General features: G+C 61.6%; 20 protein-coding genes and 1 tRNA gene. 11 read left to right on the forward strand and 10 right to left on the reverse strand.

Going from position 1 to position 16,989, the window contains the following annotated elements:
• The 4 genes from BP737_RS09085 to BP737_RS09100 form a co-directional block, all read right to left on the reverse strand.
• Positions 1-341: ABC transporter permease subunit (locus BP737_RS09085; RefSeq protein ID WP_342686141.1), on the reverse strand; the 341-nt coding region annotated here is incomplete at its 3' end.
• Positions 342-372: 31 nt separating this feature from the next.
• Positions 373-1,863, reverse strand: a complete 1,491-nt coding sequence (locus tag BP737_RS09090; protein ID WP_342686142.1) for a M28 family metallopeptidase — start codon at positions 1,861-1,863, stop codon at positions 373-375.
• A gap of 12 nt (positions 1,864-1,875) precedes the next feature.
• Positions 1,876-2,490, reverse strand: a complete 615-nt coding sequence (locus BP737_RS09095) for a hypothetical protein (RefSeq protein ID WP_292405854.1) — start codon at positions 2,488-2,490, stop codon at positions 1,876-1,878.
• Positions 2,491-2,885: 395 nt separating this feature from the next.
• Positions 2,886-3,551 (reverse strand): hypothetical protein, encoded by a 666-nt coding sequence (locus BP737_RS09100; RefSeq protein WP_292405857.1) that lies wholly within the window; start codon positions 3,549-3,551, stop codon positions 2,886-2,888.
• A 291-nt stretch (positions 3,552-3,842) separates the two neighbouring features.
• Between BP737_RS09100 and BP737_RS09105 the strand changes: the two genes are divergently transcribed.
• The 3 genes from BP737_RS09105 (at position 3,843) to BP737_RS09115 (ending at position 6,740) form a co-directional block, all read left to right on the forward strand.
• The gene (locus BP737_RS09105; RefSeq protein ID WP_292405860.1) at positions 3,843-4,907 is read left to right on the forward strand and encodes a hypothetical protein; all 1,065 of its coding nucleotides are present in this window, start codon (positions 3,843-3,845) and stop codon (positions 4,905-4,907) included.
• A gap of 40 nt (positions 4,908-4,947) precedes the next feature.
• On the forward strand, positions 4,948-5,763 hold the full coding sequence (locus tag BP737_RS09110) for a winged helix-turn-helix transcriptional regulator (RefSeq protein WP_292405863.1): 816 nt from the start codon (positions 4,948-4,950) through the stop codon (positions 5,761-5,763).
• 275 nt (positions 5,764-6,038) lie between these two features.
• On the forward strand, positions 6,039-6,740 hold the full coding sequence (locus BP737_RS09115; RefSeq protein ID WP_292405865.1) for a hypothetical protein: 702 nt from the start codon (positions 6,039-6,041) through the stop codon (positions 6,738-6,740).
• 167 nt (positions 6,741-6,907) lie between these two features.
• Here the strand turns inward: BP737_RS09115 and BP737_RS09120 are convergent, their stop codons facing one another.
• The 4 genes from BP737_RS09120 to BP737_RS09135 are packed head-to-tail and all read right to left on the reverse strand — an operon-like array spanning position 6,908 to position 10,977.
• Positions 6,908-7,636, reverse strand: coding sequence for an MBL fold metallo-hydrolase (locus BP737_RS09120; RefSeq protein ID WP_292405869.1), 729 nt, complete (start codon positions 7,634-7,636; stop codon positions 6,908-6,910).
• 1 nt (position 7,637) lies between these two features.
• Positions 7,638-8,927, reverse strand: a complete 1,290-nt coding sequence (locus BP737_RS09125; RefSeq protein WP_292405872.1) for an ATP-binding protein — start codon at positions 8,925-8,927, stop codon at positions 7,638-7,640.
• Positions 8,928-8,968: 41 nt separating this feature from the next.
• On the reverse strand, positions 8,969-9,850 hold the full coding sequence (gene map / locus BP737_RS09130) for a type II methionyl aminopeptidase (RefSeq protein WP_292405875.1): 882 nt from the start codon (positions 9,848-9,850) through the stop codon (positions 8,969-8,971).
• Entirely contained in the window at positions 9,847-10,977 is a 1,131-nt protein-coding gene (locus BP737_RS09135) for a M24 family metallopeptidase (protein ID WP_292405877.1), read from the reverse strand. Before BP737_RS09135 ends, map begins: the two co-directional genes overlap by 4 nt.
• A 59-nt stretch (positions 10,978-11,036) precedes the next feature.
• Here BP737_RS09135 and BP737_RS09140 point away from each other — a divergent pair, with 59 nt between their 5' ends.
• The 5 genes from BP737_RS09140 to BP737_RS09160 all read left to right on the forward strand — a co-directional run bounded on the left by BP737_RS09140 (position 11,037) and on the right by BP737_RS09160 (position 13,358).
• The gene (locus tag BP737_RS09140; protein WP_292405880.1) at positions 11,037-11,270 is read left to right on the forward strand and encodes a hypothetical protein; all 234 of its coding nucleotides are present in this window, start codon (positions 11,037-11,039) and stop codon (positions 11,268-11,270) included.
• Between the two features lie 33 nt (positions 11,271-11,303).
• Positions 11,304-11,603, forward strand: a complete 300-nt coding sequence (locus tag BP737_RS09145; RefSeq protein WP_292405882.1) for a hypothetical protein — start codon at positions 11,304-11,306, stop codon at positions 11,601-11,603.
• Positions 11,604-11,642: 39 nt separating this feature from the next.
• Positions 11,643-11,715 (forward strand) — tRNA-Asn (locus tag BP737_RS09150).
• A gap of 240 nt (positions 11,716-11,955) precedes the next feature.
• Entirely contained in the window at positions 11,956-13,113 is a 1,158-nt protein-coding gene (locus BP737_RS09155; protein WP_292410794.1) for an epoxide hydrolase family protein, read from the forward strand.
• Positions 13,110-13,358, forward strand: coding sequence for a hypothetical protein (locus tag BP737_RS09160; RefSeq protein WP_342686143.1), 249 nt, complete (start codon positions 13,110-13,112; stop codon positions 13,356-13,358). Before BP737_RS09155 ends, BP737_RS09160 begins: the two co-directional genes overlap by 4 nt.
• A 484-nt stretch (positions 13,359-13,842) precedes the next feature.
• Here BP737_RS09160 and BP737_RS09165 read toward each other — a convergent pair whose 3' ends face one another.
• The gene (locus BP737_RS09165) at positions 13,843-14,319 is read right to left on the reverse strand and encodes a PRC-barrel domain-containing protein (RefSeq protein ID WP_342686144.1); all 477 of its coding nucleotides are present in this window, start codon (positions 14,317-14,319) and stop codon (positions 13,843-13,845) included.
• Between the two features lie 267 nt (positions 14,320-14,586).
• On the opposite strand from BP737_RS09165, the gene BP737_RS09170 reads away from it, so the two are divergent.
• Together BP737_RS09170 and BP737_RS09175 are read left to right on the forward strand one after the other, a co-directional pair.
• On the forward strand, positions 14,587-14,883 hold the full coding sequence (locus tag BP737_RS09170) for a hypothetical protein (RefSeq protein WP_292410797.1): 297 nt from the start codon (positions 14,587-14,589) through the stop codon (positions 14,881-14,883).
• A 72-nt stretch (positions 14,884-14,955) separates the two neighbouring features.
• Positions 14,956-15,444 (forward strand): hypothetical protein, encoded by a 489-nt coding sequence (locus BP737_RS09175; protein WP_342686145.1) that lies wholly within the window; start codon positions 14,956-14,958, stop codon positions 15,442-15,444.
• A gap of 289 nt (positions 15,445-15,733) precedes the next feature.
• On the opposite strand, the gene BP737_RS09180 is transcribed toward BP737_RS09175, so the two are convergent.
• Positions 15,734-16,093 (reverse strand): helix-turn-helix domain-containing protein, encoded by a 360-nt coding sequence (locus BP737_RS09180; RefSeq protein WP_342686146.1) that lies wholly within the window; start codon positions 16,091-16,093, stop codon positions 15,734-15,736.
• A 239-nt stretch (positions 16,094-16,332) separates the two neighbouring features.
• Here BP737_RS09180 and BP737_RS09185 point away from each other — a divergent pair, with 239 nt between their 5' ends.
• Entirely contained in the window at positions 16,333-16,947 is a 615-nt protein-coding gene (locus BP737_RS09185) for a DUF2115 domain-containing protein (protein ID WP_292408076.1), read from the forward strand.
• Positions 16,948-16,989: the final 42 nt, after the last annotated feature.

Raw genomic sequence — 16,989 nt, forward strand, 5'->3', positions numbered from 1 at the left:
AGGCTTTTGAGCGACCGGGACTCTCTCTCTTTCGAGACCAGGTCGGCCCCCGTCGCAATCGCGAGGACGCCGCCGAACACCATCAGCGAATTCTCCAGTTGCCGAAAAAAGACCAGGATCGACGGCCGTTCGGGCATCTTCCCCGCCGGATCGGCGGCGTCTTCCGCCGCCTGCAGCTGCTGGTTATACGCTTCGAGGTCCTGGTTGTACTGGTCGATCCCCTGGTGCATGCCGAGCAGAGCAAACATCAGGAGCAGCGCAAGGATCACCAGGAACTTCCGGCTGGTGAGGTGGTCGGTGAACTCTTTCCCGGCCACGATTAAAACCCGTTCTACTGTCATATTATCTCCGTTGTACTATTATGGTCGGTCGTCATCGCCTCCGCGAGAAGAGGTACCCGATGGCGAGGAGCGAGGCGGCGAGGACGCACGCGACCGGAACCAGAGGGAGCGGGTCCTCTCGGATCGTCTCTTCCTGTACAGAACTGTCCCTGATGTAGTGGGTCATAGGATTGTCATACATGCGTCCGACGAGATACGCAGTCTCGTCGTACCCGACCACGGTCCCGGCGGCGACCGCAGCCACCTCGTATCGGTGGTTGCCCGGGGCGTGGACAACGATATGCCCCTCCTCAAGCCCGATGATCCGGATGCCGTCCACGTAGCCGTCGATGCGGGTCCCGGTCTCCTCTTCTCCCGGACAGTCGTAGGAAAGAGAGACAAACGGCGTGACGTAGTGCTGCATACCATACTTCTTGAGGTCTTCTTCGGTCCGCTTCCAGGGGATGCTGACCCCCCCGGGTCGGTGGCCGGACCCCGGGGCGTCGCGACCGGTATCCGGGACATCGGCTTCCAGGTCCAGGACGCCCCGGTTTCCGGCAGCATCGTAGGCGATGACCCGGACGGTATACTGACCTGCGGGGAGGGTGACCTGCCCTGATGCGAGGGGCCCGAAGTCCGTCCCGTCGACGATGAGGTGCGTGATCGACGGCTCGGAGACGGCATACCGGATCGTCCCGTCTTCGTCGACCGAGCCCTCCACCGCCGGAGACGTCGTATCGTCCGTGGCGGCAAGGGTCCGGACCATGCCGGTCACCGCTTCGGTGCAGGACGCCGCCAGGGGGAAGTTCAGGGTCTCGGGCGTATCGTTCCGGGTATGCCGCAGAACGTAGCCGCCGTTGTCGGTTATCTGGACGGCGGGGATATGATACTCCCAGAAGCGCCGGTAGTCTCCCCCAAGAAGACCCAATCCGATCTGATGGTTGGACGCCGGGAATTCTGGAACTGCATTCAGCATCCAGCGGTACTGGGGAAGGGTTTCTACACGGAGTTCGTCGCCGCGCGCCACGCAGTCGAGGTTGACGGCCGCGACGATATCCTCGCGGAGGTCTGCATGGCGTTCCAGCCAGTCGGTGCTCCCGAGAAGCCCCACCTCCTCGCCGGAGAAGGCGATGAAGCAGACCGACCGGTTCAGGGATTCCGTCCGGAGCGCCCGGGCAACCTCGAGCATCACGGCGACTCCGGCGGCGTTGTCGTCCGCTCCGGGGCAGTCGGGACCGTAAACGTCGTAATGGGCGCAGACGACGACGGTCCCCTGTCCGGCGCCCTTCTTGATACCGACGACGTTCCGGGTCGCGCCCGGTCCCGCATCCGTCTCGACGGCGAAGGTCTCCTGCTGTATGTCATATCCGTACTCCTCCAGTCTCCCGGCGATGTAGTCGGCAGCAGGTCCGTCGTCGAGGCCGGGGACCCGCCGGTAGTCGGTGAGTACCCCGATGGTCCCGGCTAATGAATCCACGTCATCGGCACGGGTCGGAGCGGCGGAAAGGCCAACGATCCGGGGAGAGGGAGGATCTGCCGACATCGCGCGTTACCCTCACGACAGGATGAGGTCTCCACGCGACCCGGCGTTCCCGGAGCCTTCACTGCATGCGATCTCCCAGTGGTAGGCACCGGGTCCCTCTGGCGTGAGGTACACCGACAGCGTCCCCGCCCGGTTGTTGTTGATGAGCGGGAGATCGAAAATGGACATCGCGGCTACGGCGCCATCCGGTCCTTCCATACGGAACCGGGCCGTCCGGAGAATTACAGCGTTGTAGTCCCGGTATTCGCACTGCACCACGATCCGGTAAGTCGCCTCCGGCGTATAGGGGCCGATGTAGGTATCGGCCCGGGCGGTGCAGTCGATGCCTCCGTCCTCATCGATCAGGAGCGAGCCCCCGGGGACCTCCACGATGCGTGCCGGTTCGTTCTCGCCAGCATTCACATGATCGACGACTACGTCGGTCCTTGGCGCCGACGACGCCGCGCTGAATGCCGACGCGCCAGTATTCGCATGATCGACGACTATGTCGATCTCCTGGACCTCCCCCTGGATCTCCACGATGTGCACCGGTTCGTTCTCCGCGCCGGTCGGCGCCACCGCCATGCAGATGAGGAGCAGGCCGATGGCGGCAACGGCACACGATCCGAACATTTTTCTCTCTTTCATGCTCTTTTTCCCCTGTTCACGAAATCGCAACGGACCCCCACGATGATAGCCAGATGCTTCATTACCCGCCGGCCCCGCGATATCGGCGATCGAGACGTCAACGTCCTTCCATATACCTTTTCTGTGTCAAACGTTGAATTGTCAGGGCACTCGAAGGCTCCGGAGCGGAGGATGAGACGGATCTCCCGGCAGCAAAGCCCGGTGCTCCGGCACCTTCCCCGGAGACCGGCGGCAGGTGAAATGCGCGTTGAGCGAACCCGGTCATAGCGCCGGTCCATGCCCTCCAGCCGCCCGGACGAGAGAGCGAGGGCGGGTACGGCCTTCCGGGAGTTATTCCGGGAGTAATTTTTCAAAAATAGAGAGAGGATCGGTGTATGATGCATCCTTCCCTTTACCTAACCGTAGACATACAGTCTGCCCGAGCTCTTGTCGGACTCATCGTCCCGGTAGACGCTCCCGTGGAAGTCATAGACGTTGCCCGGATATATGACAAATGCGTCGGAGCTGAGCGTACCTCTTCTGGAATCGCCCGTTCCGAGACCATCCGAACAGACTTCAGCGACGGTCCCTCCGTCATCTGTGAACTCGAAGTGCACATCGCCGCCGGCCCAGAAGTCGGTATCGTCAAACTCCCATTCGACCTGTTGTTTGATCCAGAGACCCTCGTCCGGGATACCGCTTAACGTATAGTCCCCGATAGATGCCATGGCCGGTGTACTACCCCAGGACTCGTTGAAGTATAAATGTCCAACGTTGAATCCGACGGCTAACGGCTCTGTTTTCCCCAGATTGGAGAGGTCTAAGGGCCCAACCAGATCGGAGAGCTCCACCGTGCGGATGTGATCTCTTACGTCTATCGTTTGATCTACTGCATCTATCGGTTCGGGTGCTTGATCGGGGTTCATGACGCACTGAAGACGTTCATCACTCAAACCGGTGTCGTCATCGATATCGATCACCGGGGAGGCCCTATCCGCACTCACCGCCGGCACGATGACCGCGCCGACGACCAGCAGCGCCACGATAATGACGCCGATTCCGGAAAGAACTTTTGGTTTCATGGTTCCATTCCTCCTTTCGTGCGTACCCGGGGAGGGACCATGGAACCGTAACGGCTATCCCCGATGGGAGCCAACAAGACCATTGCCCTCCGGGCACGTTGTGGGAGCCGGGGTACGATGGCAATCGAGCATCCCGGCCCCCGTGGGATACCGCATGCGGCATCCACGCTGTTCTTTCGAATGCGCTGAAGGATATAATTTACGGCCATAAAAGCTACCTATCGCACGACAGGTAGCTGCCGTGGCCGTAAAAGGTATATAGGCATCGTAGAAACTCCTCTCTGATCGTCTATGAACTCCTGCAGAACTGCATTGGCCATCATGTTCGCCGCCGCGCTGCTGGTCACGGCCGGGGATGTGACGCCCGAAGAAAACCCGTCGTTTGCACCGATGACCGCCGGCAGCATCGTGCAGGGCGAGACGGACTGGTACTCGATCGACGTTCCCGCAGGCAAAACCGAGTTCATCGTCGACCTGGACTGGGACGATTCGTCCGACTCGCTTCGCCTGACGATTCACGCGCCGGACTCCGTGCTCGGGCCGAATTACGATGCATACGATGGTGTTGACCCCGATCAAACCCCCAAACCGCAAACGTTAGATATAAGCGGTCACATTCGCACGGTGAATATCTCCGATCTGGGAAGAGTGGAAGCCCTGGCTTACGGATTCAAAGTCGGGGATCTATACTTCAACGAATCCTGGGGTAGTACACCGGCCATAGCATCTCTCGGGGACTACACGTTAACGGGTGTTCCGGAGGAGGGTATCTGGGTCAAACCGCAGGTAGGATGGGAGTTTGACGACGCCGATCGGTGGGAATGCGGAGATGTGGGCTTCGAATTGACCGACGACGGAGGAACCGTCGTTCAGGTTTGTCCGGATAATCTCGGGATAAAAGACTCCGGCAAAGGCATGCTCAACGCCGGCGCGTTTCTCGTACATCCGGACAACGTCTATGACTTTCACGGAAACGTCTGTCGAGGAGAGGAGTCCGATAGGAGCTCGGGCAGACTGTATGTCTACGGCCGGGTAGACGGAGAAGCCCGGGGAGACGGGGGTGTAGAGTTAAAGCGAAGCCCTTATTTCTTCGACGATAGGGGAGACCGACTGAGCGACAGGGGGATCTCTCGAAAGAACGGGGAAATACCGGAAATAACGTATTTTGACGTCATAGATGAAGAGAAGGATAACCTGATTGTAGAAAGACTCGATCGATCGATTGCGGATGGGGGTAACGGGAGAATACAACTGCGCATAAAGGACTCCGGCGGCTTGCATCCCGGGACGTGGCGGTTCGAGGTCTACGGGGACAGGGTGACCGGGACCGAGGACTACACGTTCACCTGGCGATAAAAAGCGAAACATTGAACGTTTCTTCCGGCGACCATCCAGCATGGTGCAGTGGAGCCGGCTATTCACAGTTCTCCTCGTCGCCGTGACCCTCGCGGCCCTTGTACTCCCGGGCACGGCAGCCGCCCGCTACGTGGTCGAGCCGGTGACGGAGGAGTACGCCGGCGAGTGGCATAATTTCGAGGAGATCACGTTCTGGGACCTGCCGCCCCGGGTGATGGCCCTCTACTTCCTGCTCACGGTCCTGCCCGGGCTCCCCTACGCGGGGGAACTCTTCTACGCCCTCAGCTTCCTCGCGCCGCTCGGGTTCCGGCGGATAACAAACCGCACCGTCCTCGACGACGACTTCCGGAACGACCTCTACCGGCAGATCGCCTCCCATCCCGGCGCCGATTTCAGGGAACTCCGCAGGTTGACGGGTGCATCGCGAGGGCGGCTCCGGTACCACCTCAATACGCTCGTCAGAGAAGGCAAGGTGGCCGCCGTGGACTACCGGAACCGGGCCGGGCACTTCGTGCGAAACCGTGCGTATACCGACCTCGAACAGCGCATCCTCATCAGCCTGCGGGACGAGACCTCCAGAGCGGTGCTTGCAAACCTCCTCAAATTCCCGGGCGCACTCAGGAGCGAGATCGTAGAACGGCTCGGACTCTCCAGCCCGTCAATCTCCCGGCAGATGCAGCAGTTCAAGGCCGAAGGGATCGTCGCCGCAGAGAGGGACGGGCGGTTCATCCGCTATCGGCTCTCAGAAGGCGCCCGGGATCTTCTCAACCGGCACGTGGAAGACCTTCCCCTCCCGCAGCAGCCCGCCACGAAGGGTTACTCCGTCGCACCGGACCGCGAGGTGTCGTCGGGTTAGGCCCCCGCGACAGGGGTGCCTCTCCTCCGTCGTTTTGCGCACCCCTCTCTCCGGACTGCAGCGGTCGGCGTTCTGATACGGAGGTAGGGGCCCGGATCGTCTTTCAGAGAGCCGACAGCGGGCGAATCGCCGCGACGTTTAGCTGATCGGGCCGGAAAAAGGATATAGAAGAGCGTGGAACTCTCTATCCATGGACGGCGCCTGAAACGGTGCGGAGAATCACCTGGCCCTTTCGCCATGAACGGGTGAGGTTATACGCTTTGAGGTGTGGTGGTTTGACGTCGCAGGAGATACTCATCGCCCTGACGGTCTGTATCGCGTTTGCCGCCGGTGCTCTCTCCACGTTTGTGCTCATCTACGACACCGGGTCCTCCGCCGTCTCACTCCCGCAGAACATCTACGGCCTCCCGCTCTCGGAGATGTGGACGATCGTTGCGGACCAGACCGGCGTCGAGAACGTGACGGCCGTCCTTGGGGAGGCGGAGATCGTAACCGCAGACGACGGCTCGGTCGAATCGTTGAATTTCGATTTTTACGGTGAGAACGAGAGCCGCCGTCACTGGTATCGGGTTTCGGTCGGCCCTGCGGGGACCATAACCTGGGATTCTCACGAGATCGACAAAGCGCCTGCAGGAGAGCATCCGTTCGCCCTTTTCTCCGAGATCGAACGGATTCCTTACCGGGAACTGGTCGATGAGGGCGCAGGACTGATCGTCAGTGTCGGGGCACTGTCGGGGGATGTGGGATACAACGCCGGATATCGACCCCTCTTCGCCCTTTCCAGGGGCACGATCGCTCCCCTGGAAAGGGTGGCGTTCTCCACGGACGAGCCATGGTATGACATTGCCGTCTTTTACAGAACGGAAAACTCTCCTTCCAGGAAAGGGACCCACTACTGCACGCTGTTAACGCTTCGCGACCTTGACAGGGCCGAGACGGTTGACTACCGGGATGCGGAGTTCTCCATAGGAGCGTAACGCCCCGGCGGTCCCCGCGATCGGGGGCCTGCCATCGTCACGTTCGGAGGACTTTTCGGACCCGGAGAACTTCACCGCCGCTGCGGGAGACCTGGTCCGAGAACGCTGCCTCTATCCCAACGGGTCCCCGATCGGTTTCTGCCACGATGTTTGCGGGTGGACCCGGCCTACTCCCAGCAGAACGTCTCCATATCGTATCCGGCGTGCGGCATGTCCGGGGGCACCATGTGGCTCATGTGGACGCACCGGTAGTCACGCGCCCCGACGTCGCGGGCGAACCGGACCGCCTCGGCGTAGTTCATGTGCTTGCTGATGGAGTAGCCCGCAGGGGCGATGGCGTCGACGAAGAGGAGGTCGATATCGGTGGCGAGAAGGAGGTCCCGGCTCTCTTTCGGGATATCCTCCCGCGTGTCGGCGGTGTAGGCGACTGCGATACCGCCGTGCTCGATCAGGAGGCCGCAGGTGTAGACCGGCGGGTGGTTCACCGGAAAGAACGTAAAGGTCACGCCGAAGAGGTCGAACGGTTCGTAGACGGGAACCGGGTGCTTCACAAACGACAGAAAATGAAGGTACCCGGAGCAATAGTCGATTACCGGCGGGGCTGCATAGGCCGGAGGCACCTTCTGCACCCGATAGAACTCGCCGAATCCGATGAAGTGGTCGTAGTGGCCGTGGGTCCAGAGGACCGCGTCGATATGGGGTGAGCAGGCCCGGAGGAGCTGCTGCCGCAGGTCCGGCGACGAATCGATAAGGATGTGTTTTTTGTCCGTCTCGATGAGAAGGGACGTCCGGAGTCGCGACCTCCCCGCCGCCGTCATCGCCCGGCAGTTCTCGCAGTCGCATCCGATCTTCGGCGTCCCGATGGCGTCTCCCGTCCCGAGCAGCGTGATCTGCATACTAATAGCCGACACCGCGAATGACGTTGCGTTCCTCGACCCTGAGAAGACCCTGCTCGATGTCCGCCGCGTCTACCCGCTGCCGGTCCTCCATCAGCGCCGACATCACCGCCTCCTTTATCATCATCCGGAGGTCGGAGCCCGAAAACCCATCCGTCCGGGCGGCAAGGTCCGCGAAGTCGCAGTCGCAGTCGATGGCGGCGGCGACTTTCTCGAGGATCGCCTGCCGCATCGCCTGATCCGGAAGCGGGAACTCCACCACCTCGTCAAACCGTCGCCAGGCCGCCTCGTCCAGGATGCGGGGATGGTTCGTCGCCCCGATGAGGAGAACGCCGTTCTTCACGAAACTGATCTGGTCGATGTTCTTCAAGAGCATGTTCACGGCGCGCTTCATCGCGCCGTGGTCGTCGCTGACGCGGGTCTTCGCGACAAAATCGAACTCGTCGATGAAGAGGATGCAGGGGGCGAGTTTCTTCGCGAGGTCAAAGATGCGGTCGATATTCTTCGAGGTCTCACCCAGGTACTGGGAGGTGACCATCGCGAGACGGACCTCGAGCACCGGCATGTGGAGGGCCCGGGACATCGCGAGCGCAAGAGAGGTCTTCCCGGTGCCGGGCGGGCCGACGAAGAGAAGCCGGCCGAACTCGTAGATCCCGTGCTCCTGCAGGAAGTCCCGGTGCTCAAGGGCGACGCCGATCTTCCTGATGATCTCCTCCTGCCTCGGGGTGCAGACCAGTTTCTCGACCGAGAACTCGACCTCGTTCGGCGCGCTGATGATGATCAGGTCACGGGCCTCCCGCATCTCCTCGTTCTCCCCGATGAGCCGGGAGACCTTCGCCTCCATGTACTCCTTCGTGTCGTCGAACCGGGGGTTCTTCGCCAGGACATCCCGGTACCGGACGGTGATGCCGTCTTTCCCCTCAAAATAGTAGGCGAGGACGGGGTTCACCTCGACCCGTGAAGCGCCGCCCTTCTTGAGAAACCATCCTGCCGCCGGATCGAGCGACGGCAGGCTCAGGCGCTGCCCGAACTCCTCGTAGCCGACGAACGGGTTTGCGCGGACGGCCTGACAGACAGCATCCGGGGTATTGAACACCTTCTTAAGAACCCCCTCGCTCACGATCAGGGGGCGCTTCACCTCGGTGCTCCCGCCGCTACCGGCACCGAAAAATTCCCGGCAGCGCGGATGAAGGTCGTTGATGCCGAGTTCCTCACTCCGATTGAATATCTCCGCGGTGAGCAGGAGTTCCATGACGGCGAGGACGTCACGCGCACCCGTATCCATGGTCATATTGAACATACGTATTTGTGCGCGGTATCAATAAGCGTAGCTCACCGGGTGGTGACCTCGCACCCGCCGTCCGTGACGATCAGGGTGTGCTCCGCCTGGGAGACGAACGAACCCGGCACGTCGTGCAGCACCGGGAAGGGGTGGAGGACCCCCGCCCGCACGAGGGACGAAAGCCCGATCTCGACCTTGTCCCCGGGAACCCAGCGGCGGGAGAACGGGAGCCCCCGCCGCGGCCGCGCTACCTCAAGCACCCGTTTTGCCGACGGCAGGCGGGCGGGGCGGGCCGAGATCTGCTGGTAGATCTCCACGCGCGTCGCCTCGCCGATCCGTCCCGACCCCGTGGTGGCGAAAGGCTCGATTGCAAAGATCATTCCTTCCTCAATGGCGGCCCCGCCGTTCATGGCGACGTTCGGGATGGAGGGCCGGGTGTGAAGGTCGTAGCGGTCGAGGCCGTGCCCGGTGAGGTTTGCGACCGGTTTATAGCCGCGCTCCTCGATCGTTGCCTGGACGACCGCTCCAATATCCCCGGCGGTGATCCCCGGACGAACGGTGGCGATCGCCGCATCGAGGGCCGCCCGGGAGGCTTCGACGAGGGGACCGTGGTCGCCGAGGTCGACGGTCAGGGCGGTGTCGGCGATGTAGCCGTCGATCTGCACCCCGAGGTCGACCTTGACAAGATCCCCCCGGGCAAACGTCCGCTCGTCCCCGGGCATGGCGGTGTCGTGGGCCGCGGCCTCGTTGAGGGAGACGTTCAGGGGGAAGGCGAGAAACGCTCCCTCATCCGTCACCATCTTCTCCGTCGTCTCGACCATCTCGAGGATGCTCGCTCCCTCCTTCACGAGCCCCGCGCCCTGGTGGAGAATCTTCCGTGCAAGCGCCCCTGCTTCGCGGTAGGCGTCGTAGATTTCATCGTCCATGATCATAGTGTGAGCTCTTCACCGTATTGGGTGAACCGGTCAAACCCGGTCTCTGTCACCGCGCCCATATCCTCCAGGCGGACGCCGCCGGTCCCGGGGTAGTAGAGGCCCGGTTCGACGGTGACGACGTTTCCGGCGACGAGCGCCCCGCCGTGAGGCCCGAGCGACGGTTCTTCATGGATCTCAAGCCCGACGCCGTGGCCGAGGCTGTGGATGAACCCCCGCGTGTCGCTCTCGTAGCCGCGGTCGCAGAAGAACTCGACCACCGCCTGGTAGAGGTCGGCGCCGGTGGCCCCGGCCCGGATCATCGATATGCCGAGGGTTTTGGCGTCCCGGACGGCCTCGTACATCTCCCGGATCTCCGGGGAGGGCTCGCCCTTCACCACCGTCCGGGTCATATCGGCGTAGTAGCCGGTCTGTTCGTGCTGGGGGTAGATGTCGATGACGATCGGCTCGTCCTCACGGAGCGGTCCCGCGCCGGCGTTGTGCGGAAGAGCGGTGTCGAGACCGCAGGAGACGATGGTGTCGACCCCCCGGCACCCGTGGGCGAGGAGGAAGGTGTGCATCTCGGTGCGGACGGCCTCGGCGGTGAGGGGCGCACCGTCCCGGCGGAGAAGGCCCCCCCTCGGGATGGAGGCCCGTATGAGCGAAAGTCCCCGGTCCAGCGCCGCCTCGGTGACCCGTTGCACCGAGCGTATTCGTTCGATCTCCTCCGGCGTCTTGACCGCCCGCATTCCTTCGACTGTATTGGCAGCGTCGACGAAGACCGGGTGGAACGACTCGAGTTCCCGGGCGAGGGCGAGAGGAAAGGTTGCCGGGACGAGGACCGGGCCGCCGGCGAGGTCCGCGATCATATGGGCGGTCGCCCGCCAGCGCGATTCTCCGGCTTTGATGTATTCGAGGTACCCGGCATCGGCGCGGGTGACGACCGCCGCCGTCGATTCGCGAACCGCCCGTTCGTGCTCCATCTGCGGGACGACGATCATGCCCCGCTCGCCGGACTTTTGCATGTAGACCACGGGGTCGCTGGTACGGAACCGGGTCAGGTAGCGTACGTTTGCGTCCACAGATGCACCGTATGCCGCGTATGCTGCTGCTCCGGCATCCCGGATAGCAGAATCCAGTCCATTCATGGTATTCACTCTTTCGTTGAAACCACAAGTACTTTTATCCCTACGTTGAAGTATGAATAATGGATGAGGCAACCAAACTGGTCTTCAAAGGCAAGTTTCTCGTGCTGACGGTGATGCTGAACGTCATCGTCCTCTGCTTCGCCATGGCTGTCTTCGTCCTCTTCCGGTTTGCGCCTGAAGGAACCGTAGGTCTTGCAATCGGCCTCCTCCTCCTCGCGATAGGGGCGGTCTTCTCCGTCTCGTTCCGGAAGCGGTATCACCAGACGAAGGCGTGGCTGTACGAACAGCCGTAGCGCGCACGATCCCATGTCCGTTCACGGGAAACTATGCTGACCAAGTTAAAATCCGAGATTGAACTTGTCTCAAGGCACCTTGAGGTGATCCGGGCGGTCGTGGAGCACCAGCCCATCGGCATCATGAAGCTCTCCGAGGTCCTGGGTCTCCCCTACCACCGGGTCCGCTACTCGCTCCGGGTCCTCGAACAGGAGGGTTACATCCGTGCCTCCCCGGCCGGCGCGGTGGCGACGCCGCTCGCGGCCGATCTTCTCTCCGGTCTGGATGACGAGGTCGACGAACTGATCGTTCTCCTGCAGTCTATCAAACAGGAGAATTCCCGTAACGTTTAATACGCTTCAGGCAAGACTATATAGAGCACTTGTCCCGGTGCCGCCATAACTCAGTTGGTAGAGTGGCTGGCTGTTAACCAGCATGTCACAGGTTCGAGTCCTGTTGGCGGCGTTCTGTGTTCTTCTCCGATCTTTCTCCACATTTTGTTCTGGGACAACCCCGGGTTTATCCGGAGAAAATGCCGTAATTTCCGAAATTGAACGAAGTGAAAAACGGAGTATTCGCGTAATGGGATTGCCCTGGGTCATGGGAGACGCAGAAAACCGATGTTCAGCGACGCCGCGGGTGACACGCGGCAGATAACTCCGGCAGGACAAAAAAGTTATCACCCCTCCAGGCAGCAGTTCCCGCATGGAAGTCCATCCTTTTCGCATCGATATCCCCCAACCGGTCCTGGACGACCTCCGGGATCGGCTCTCGCATACGCGTTTTCTCGACGAAGTCGAGGGCACGGGCTGGGATTACGGCACGAACCTGGGTTATATGCGGGAGATCGTCGACTACTGGCTGCATGCCTACGACTGGCGGGCCCGGGAAACCGAACTGAATGCATATCCCCAGTATCGCGCCGAGATCGACGGCCTCGGGGTTCACTTCATCCACGAGCGGGGCAGAGGGTCCGACCCGCTCCCGATCATCCTCACGCACGGCTGGCCGGACTCAATCTGCCGCTACCTCGACCTGATCCCGATGCTGGCCGACCCGGCCCGTTTCGGGGGCGACCCCGCCGACTCGTTCGACGTGATCGTCCCGTCGATGCCCGGGTACGGGTTCTCCGACCGACCCCGCGAACGCGGCATGACGTCGGCGCGGGTCGCCGGCCTCTGGGAGCGGTTGATGACCGACGTCCTCGGCTACCGGCGTTTCGCCGCGGGGGGCGGGGACATCGGGAGCGGGGTCTCCCAGCTCCTGGCGCTCGCACACCCCGAATCGGTCGTCGGCCTCCACCTCACCGACATAGGCTTCTTCTCTCTCGGCGCCGATATCCCCGACCTCTCAGAGAACGAGAGGCGGTATCTGGATGCAATACGGGAACTGTGGATGCAGGAGGGCGCCTACAGCATGGTGCAGTCGACGAAGCCGCAGACCCTCGCGTACGGGTTGAACGACTCGCCCGCCGGTCTCGCCGCGTGGTTCCTCGAAAAATTCCGCACCTGGAGCGACTGCGACGGCGATATCGAGCGACGTTTCAGCAAAGACGAACTGCTGACGAACATCATGATCTACTGGGCGACCGGGACGATCGCGTCGTCGATCCGCATCTATTACGAGAATATGCACGCCCTCCCGTTAGACTTCTTGAAGGAGCGTATCGACGTCCCGGTGGGGATGGCAGTCTTCCCGAAAGACTTCATCCCGCCTCCGCGCGAATGGGCGAAACGGAGGCTGAACGTAGAGCGGTGGACACAGATGCCGCGGGGCGGGCATTTCACGGCGATGGAGGAGCCGGAACTCATGGCCAGGGAGATCCGGGCGTTCTTCCGCCCGCTCCGCGGGTCCCCGGCGTGAACAGGAAGGTCGGTGCACGGGGGCAGGGGAGAAGACGAACCCCGAAAGAAACATTCCTAACCCCGGGGGTCGAACTCCATGGCACCCAGGTGATTGAGGTGCCGAAACTGGTACTGATCGATGCAGAGACCGGGACGCGGGTCCGGCACCGGGTCCGGAGCATGAAGCAGGCCTTAAAGCAGCAGGAGTGGTACGAGGCGAACCTCGGCCGGCGAGTACGGATCGAGAAGATGTTTAAACGGTAACGCGGAAGATGACCGAAAAAAGTGCGGAGAATTAGCGTTCCTTCATGAAGACGGCGGCGACCGTCGGAAACGCTTCTTCCGTCTGTCCGCTGCTGCCTGCAGGCGTCCCGGCCGGTACCACGGTTCCTGTCGCCGTCACTGCAGGGGTAGTCCCTGGCCCGGGGATCCCGCCGCTGCTACCGCCATCTCCGCCGCCTCTTTGTGTGGGAGTGGGCTTGCCGGTCCCGCGAGAAGACCGAACGTGCTTAAGTGGGTCGCCACGCCCCAGGCGTAGTTTGCAGCCGTATCGATGCCGCCGGGTTCCAGTAATGAGCCCGGGTGCTTGTTTTCATCAATCCCGGCGATCTCGGTGCCATCGTAGAAGCGTGATCCCTCGTTCCTGGCATACCGCGCGATAAAGAATATGCCTGCCGGAACTGCCTGGCCGTCCGGGGTGGACCGCCCACCAAAAAAAGATCTCTTTTCCCGAACCCATCGTCCGGGATTATCTCCGCCGTGGCCGCGTCTCGACCTGTTCCGTCGTGACGACCTCAGGGGGCGGGGTTTCCGACTGCTTCAGGGCCTCCGCCTCCTCGCGGCTCGGCGGCGTCATGGTCCCGGTCGACTGGATCAGGTCAAAGTCCGCTTCCCGGGGCCAGTTGTCCTCGGAGAAGCCCGGTAACTCGTCCAGCCGCTGTTTGTCGATGTTCACGACGAAACGGTCGTCCCCCGGACGGGAGATCACAGCCTCGGGCGGGATGGCGAACCGTTTTGCTCCCACGCCGAGCATGCCCCCATACCTGAGCACCAGGTACTGCACCTTGCCCTCGGGGAATGTGACCCGCATATCCGAGATCTCCCCGAGGTCGTCGCCCTGCGGGTTGCTCACCTTTTTGTCCAGGATATCGTCGGCCGACATAAACCACTCTTCCCCGACCGCCCGTGTCCTGCGCTCCAGAACTACTTCTGAACGTTCCTGCATCTGTCTCCCTCTCCGTTGTCCCGTCTCTGGAAGGTGGATACACCCTCCAGGGCGGGGCGTGCAGTGAGTATCGGAACCCTTAAAATGGTTTTGCACTGCAGGGTCGGGGTCCCTCCGGACCCCCCGCCGGACGGCGATCTGAAGATTCAAGGAGAGATGCCGTCCGGGTTGGTGTGGCCGGAGGGGTATTTTTCCCGGCGGAAGCGCCGGCTACGGGTTCGGGTATAAATAGATGAAGTTATGTATCGCGTGCGTCAATCCCCTTTCATGGGGCCAACTGTCAGACTGGATATCACCACGATCCTTGAGGCAACGGATGAGTTGCAGCACTTTCTCAACCTGGGTGCCGCCCTCCTGCGGGCGGAAGGGCCGTTATCGGAAGAAGCAGCCGAAGCGTTGATCTTCAAACTGGCCGACGAACTTGAGGAGCACCTGCGGGCGATGAGCGATCAGCAGGGGTCGGCCGGCATCGGTGACCTGCGGGCCTGGACCCGGGCCTGGATCGATGAACGACGGAAGGCATATCCGGAAGAGTCCTTGCCGGGCGAGGAGAATGCTCAATAGAACTGCATCGTGAGGGGGCCGGGCCGCGCCGCTACCCAAAATTTATCACTACCTACCACGCATGCGGCCCCGATGCCTCACTTCGACCTCTTCTTCAAGACCGAAGAACTGCGGCGGAGACTTGAGCCGCACCTCCGGCTCATCCCGTCGTTCTTCGAGTTCACGATCCGGACCGGGACGCCGGAAGTCCGCTACTTCGACCAGAAGGACCCGATGTGGAAGGGTTTCCCCTTCCCGGTCCCGGAAAAAACCGTCTATGTCTTCGACGATGCAATCCCGGCGAGGGCGCTCGGGGGCGGGATGGATAAGCGAGCGAGCATCCGGGTCACGCGCGACGACCACGACGACGAGGCGATCGCCCTCCGCATCTGGCACGAGGTCCTGCACGCGATCGGGCAGCCGGCGGACGACATGGCCAAGCGGGCCGGCGAGTGGCAGAGCGTCTCCGACCGGCTGATGTGGACGGCCTGGCAGTCGCTCTCCCGGCCGGTCGACGTGCCGTTCTGGCACCGGAAGTTCTACGAATGGCTGACGGAACGGGCGGCGGAGGGGCAGACCTGATTTGTATTGGAAAATGCGGCTTGCTCCCCCGGGGCGTGCTCTGGAAGAACAGCTCCTTCTGGGAGAGCGAGGTTCCGGACCTGTAGTAAAAATGAGAGTGACCTTTAAAGAGTAAAAGAAAGGCAATCGTCATGCTCTTGAGACGTGGATGGTCCGGTATCCCGGACTTGTGCAGACGGGAGAAAATACCTGACCGATCAAATACCCGTTGACGATGAGACTGATTCCGGGGATGAGAGCATACGGGCCTGGAGCCTCTTTTCGGGATCGATAAACTCTGTTCTGGACTTCATAGGGCCGCGGTGCGATCTTCAGGGCAACCCGAAGCTGGAGGATAGATCTCATCCAGTGTGCGTGCCTGATGGTCCGCAAAGACCTCGTCGGCGTACCATTTCGCACCAAAGGCAAGAAGACTCATAAGGATCGGGATGGTGTCGTTCCCTTTCTCGGTAAGCTCCCATTCAACGACCCGCGGACGTTCCCTGACAACCACCGCCCGGATGAACCCGGCTTCTTCAAGTTCATGCAGCCGCATAACGAGGACGCGCGAGGTGAGGCCGGGAAGGGAGCGCCGGATCTGGTTGAACCGGTTGATGTTTAAAAGCGCAATATTCCGGAGAAGGAGGAGCGTCCACTTCTTCCCCAGCACGCGGACCGCAACGTGGATCGGGCAAATTTTGAATGGCGTTGTCGGCAACAGGGCCCGGTCATCCGGTAAAGAGGGACGGCACGGTTGCATGGTATATGTTCGGTTCCTGCCGTATTAATGTAGTATTATTAGTATACCAATACAGGAAGAAATTCGGTCTTCGTGCCACCGGAGACCCTATCTTTGCACGGCAGAGAGTTTGATAACCGATCCGGGATACGACTTCCCGTACATCCACCATGCTGACGGAGAGTAAGGCTTCACTCCCGCAGGAGGCCGAAGCAGATGCAATCGAGCGGACGGCCCGGCGAATGACGACCGCGGCGACAAAAGGGGAACTCGGGTCGATCCTCGCCGAAGAAGTCGGCCGCTACTCGATTCGAGACCTCCAGATCCTCGGCGGGAGGCTCTACGCGGAGATGAACCGGTTGCCCTCTCCCTACCGGGAACGGGTCCGCCCCTACATCACCGAGCAGTTGTTCGGCGCTCACCACCGGCTTCTCGCCATGTACCGGTCGGGCGGATTCTCATCCATGACCGAACCGATCACCGACCGTGAAACGTTCCTTGGGTTCTGCGCCATGATTCCCGAAGGGTGCTTCCGGTGGGATGAGTCCGTGGAACGAATTCCGTTTCGGTTTACACCACGGCACCGGGTTTTCTACTACCTGATCTCGGCATTTACGATCTTCGTGCTCGACCGCCCGGGCCACCCGGTGGGAATGCCGTTTCCGGGAGGGTTCCGCGTCGAAGAACGCGGCGGTTCTTTCTTCTGCCTCATCCGCGACCGCGAAAAGGAGGTCCCGTTCTCGATCTGCAACTTCTGCCCTGCCCTGCAGACCGAGGACGAATAATCCCAGGTTCCCCCGCGCAGGTACAACCACTCCAAACTCCTA

Origin of the sequence: Methanoculleus sp. UBA291 (assembly GCF_002499755.1) — an archaeon.
In the GTDB taxonomy this organism is placed as follows: Archaea; Halobacteriota; Methanomicrobia; order Methanomicrobiales; family Methanoculleaceae; genus Methanoculleus; species Methanoculleus palmolei.

Coding starts and splice junctions, on each gene's coding strand:
- BP737_RS09090 (WP_342686142.1), bottom strand. CDS start 1,863: ATGTCGGCAGATCCTCCCTCTCCCCGGATCGTTGGCCTTTCCGCCGCT.
- BP737_RS09095 (WP_292405854.1), bottom strand. CDS start 2,490: ATGAAAGAGAGAAAAATGTTCGGATCGTGTGCCGTTGCCGCCATCGGC.
- BP737_RS09100 (WP_292405857.1), bottom strand. CDS start 3,551: ATGAAACCAAAAGTTCTTTCCGGAATCGGCGTCATTATCGTGGCGCTG.
- BP737_RS09105 (WP_292405860.1), top strand. CDS start 3,843: ATGAACTCCTGCAGAACTGCATTGGCCATCATGTTCGCCGCCGCGCTG.
- BP737_RS09110 (WP_292405863.1), top strand. CDS start 4,948: ATGGTGCAGTGGAGCCGGCTATTCACAGTTCTCCTCGTCGCCGTGACC.
- BP737_RS09120 (WP_292405869.1), bottom strand. CDS start 7,636: ATGCAGATCACGCTGCTCGGGACGGGAGACGCCATCGGGACGCCGAAG.
- BP737_RS09125 (WP_292405872.1), bottom strand. CDS start 8,927: ATGACCATGGATACGGGTGCGCGTGACGTCCTCGCCGTCATGGAACTC.
- map (WP_292405875.1), bottom strand. CDS start 9,850: ATGATCATGGACGATGAAATCTACGACGCCTACCGCGAAGCAGGGGCG.
- BP737_RS09135 (WP_292405877.1), bottom strand. CDS start 10,977: ATGAATGGACTGGATTCTGCTATCCGGGATGCCGGAGCAGCAGCATAC.
- BP737_RS09140 (WP_292405880.1), top strand. CDS start 11,037: ATGGATGAGGCAACCAAACTGGTCTTCAAAGGCAAGTTTCTCGTGCTG.
- BP737_RS09145 (WP_292405882.1), top strand. CDS start 11,304: ATGCTGACCAAGTTAAAATCCGAGATTGAACTTGTCTCAAGGCACCTT.
- BP737_RS09155 (WP_292410794.1), top strand. CDS start 11,956: ATGGAAGTCCATCCTTTTCGCATCGATATCCCCCAACCGGTCCTGGAC.
- BP737_RS09165 (WP_342686144.1), bottom strand. CDS start 14,319: ATGCAGGAACGTTCAGAAGTAGTTCTGGAGCGCAGGACACGGGCGGTC.
- BP737_RS09170 (WP_292410797.1), top strand. CDS start 14,587: ATGGGGCCAACTGTCAGACTGGATATCACCACGATCCTTGAGGCAACG.
- BP737_RS09175 (WP_342686145.1), top strand. CDS start 14,956: ATGCCTCACTTCGACCTCTTCTTCAAGACCGAAGAACTGCGGCGGAGA.
- BP737_RS09185 (WP_292408076.1), top strand. CDS start 16,333: ATGCTGACGGAGAGTAAGGCTTCACTCCCGCAGGAGGCCGAAGCAGAT.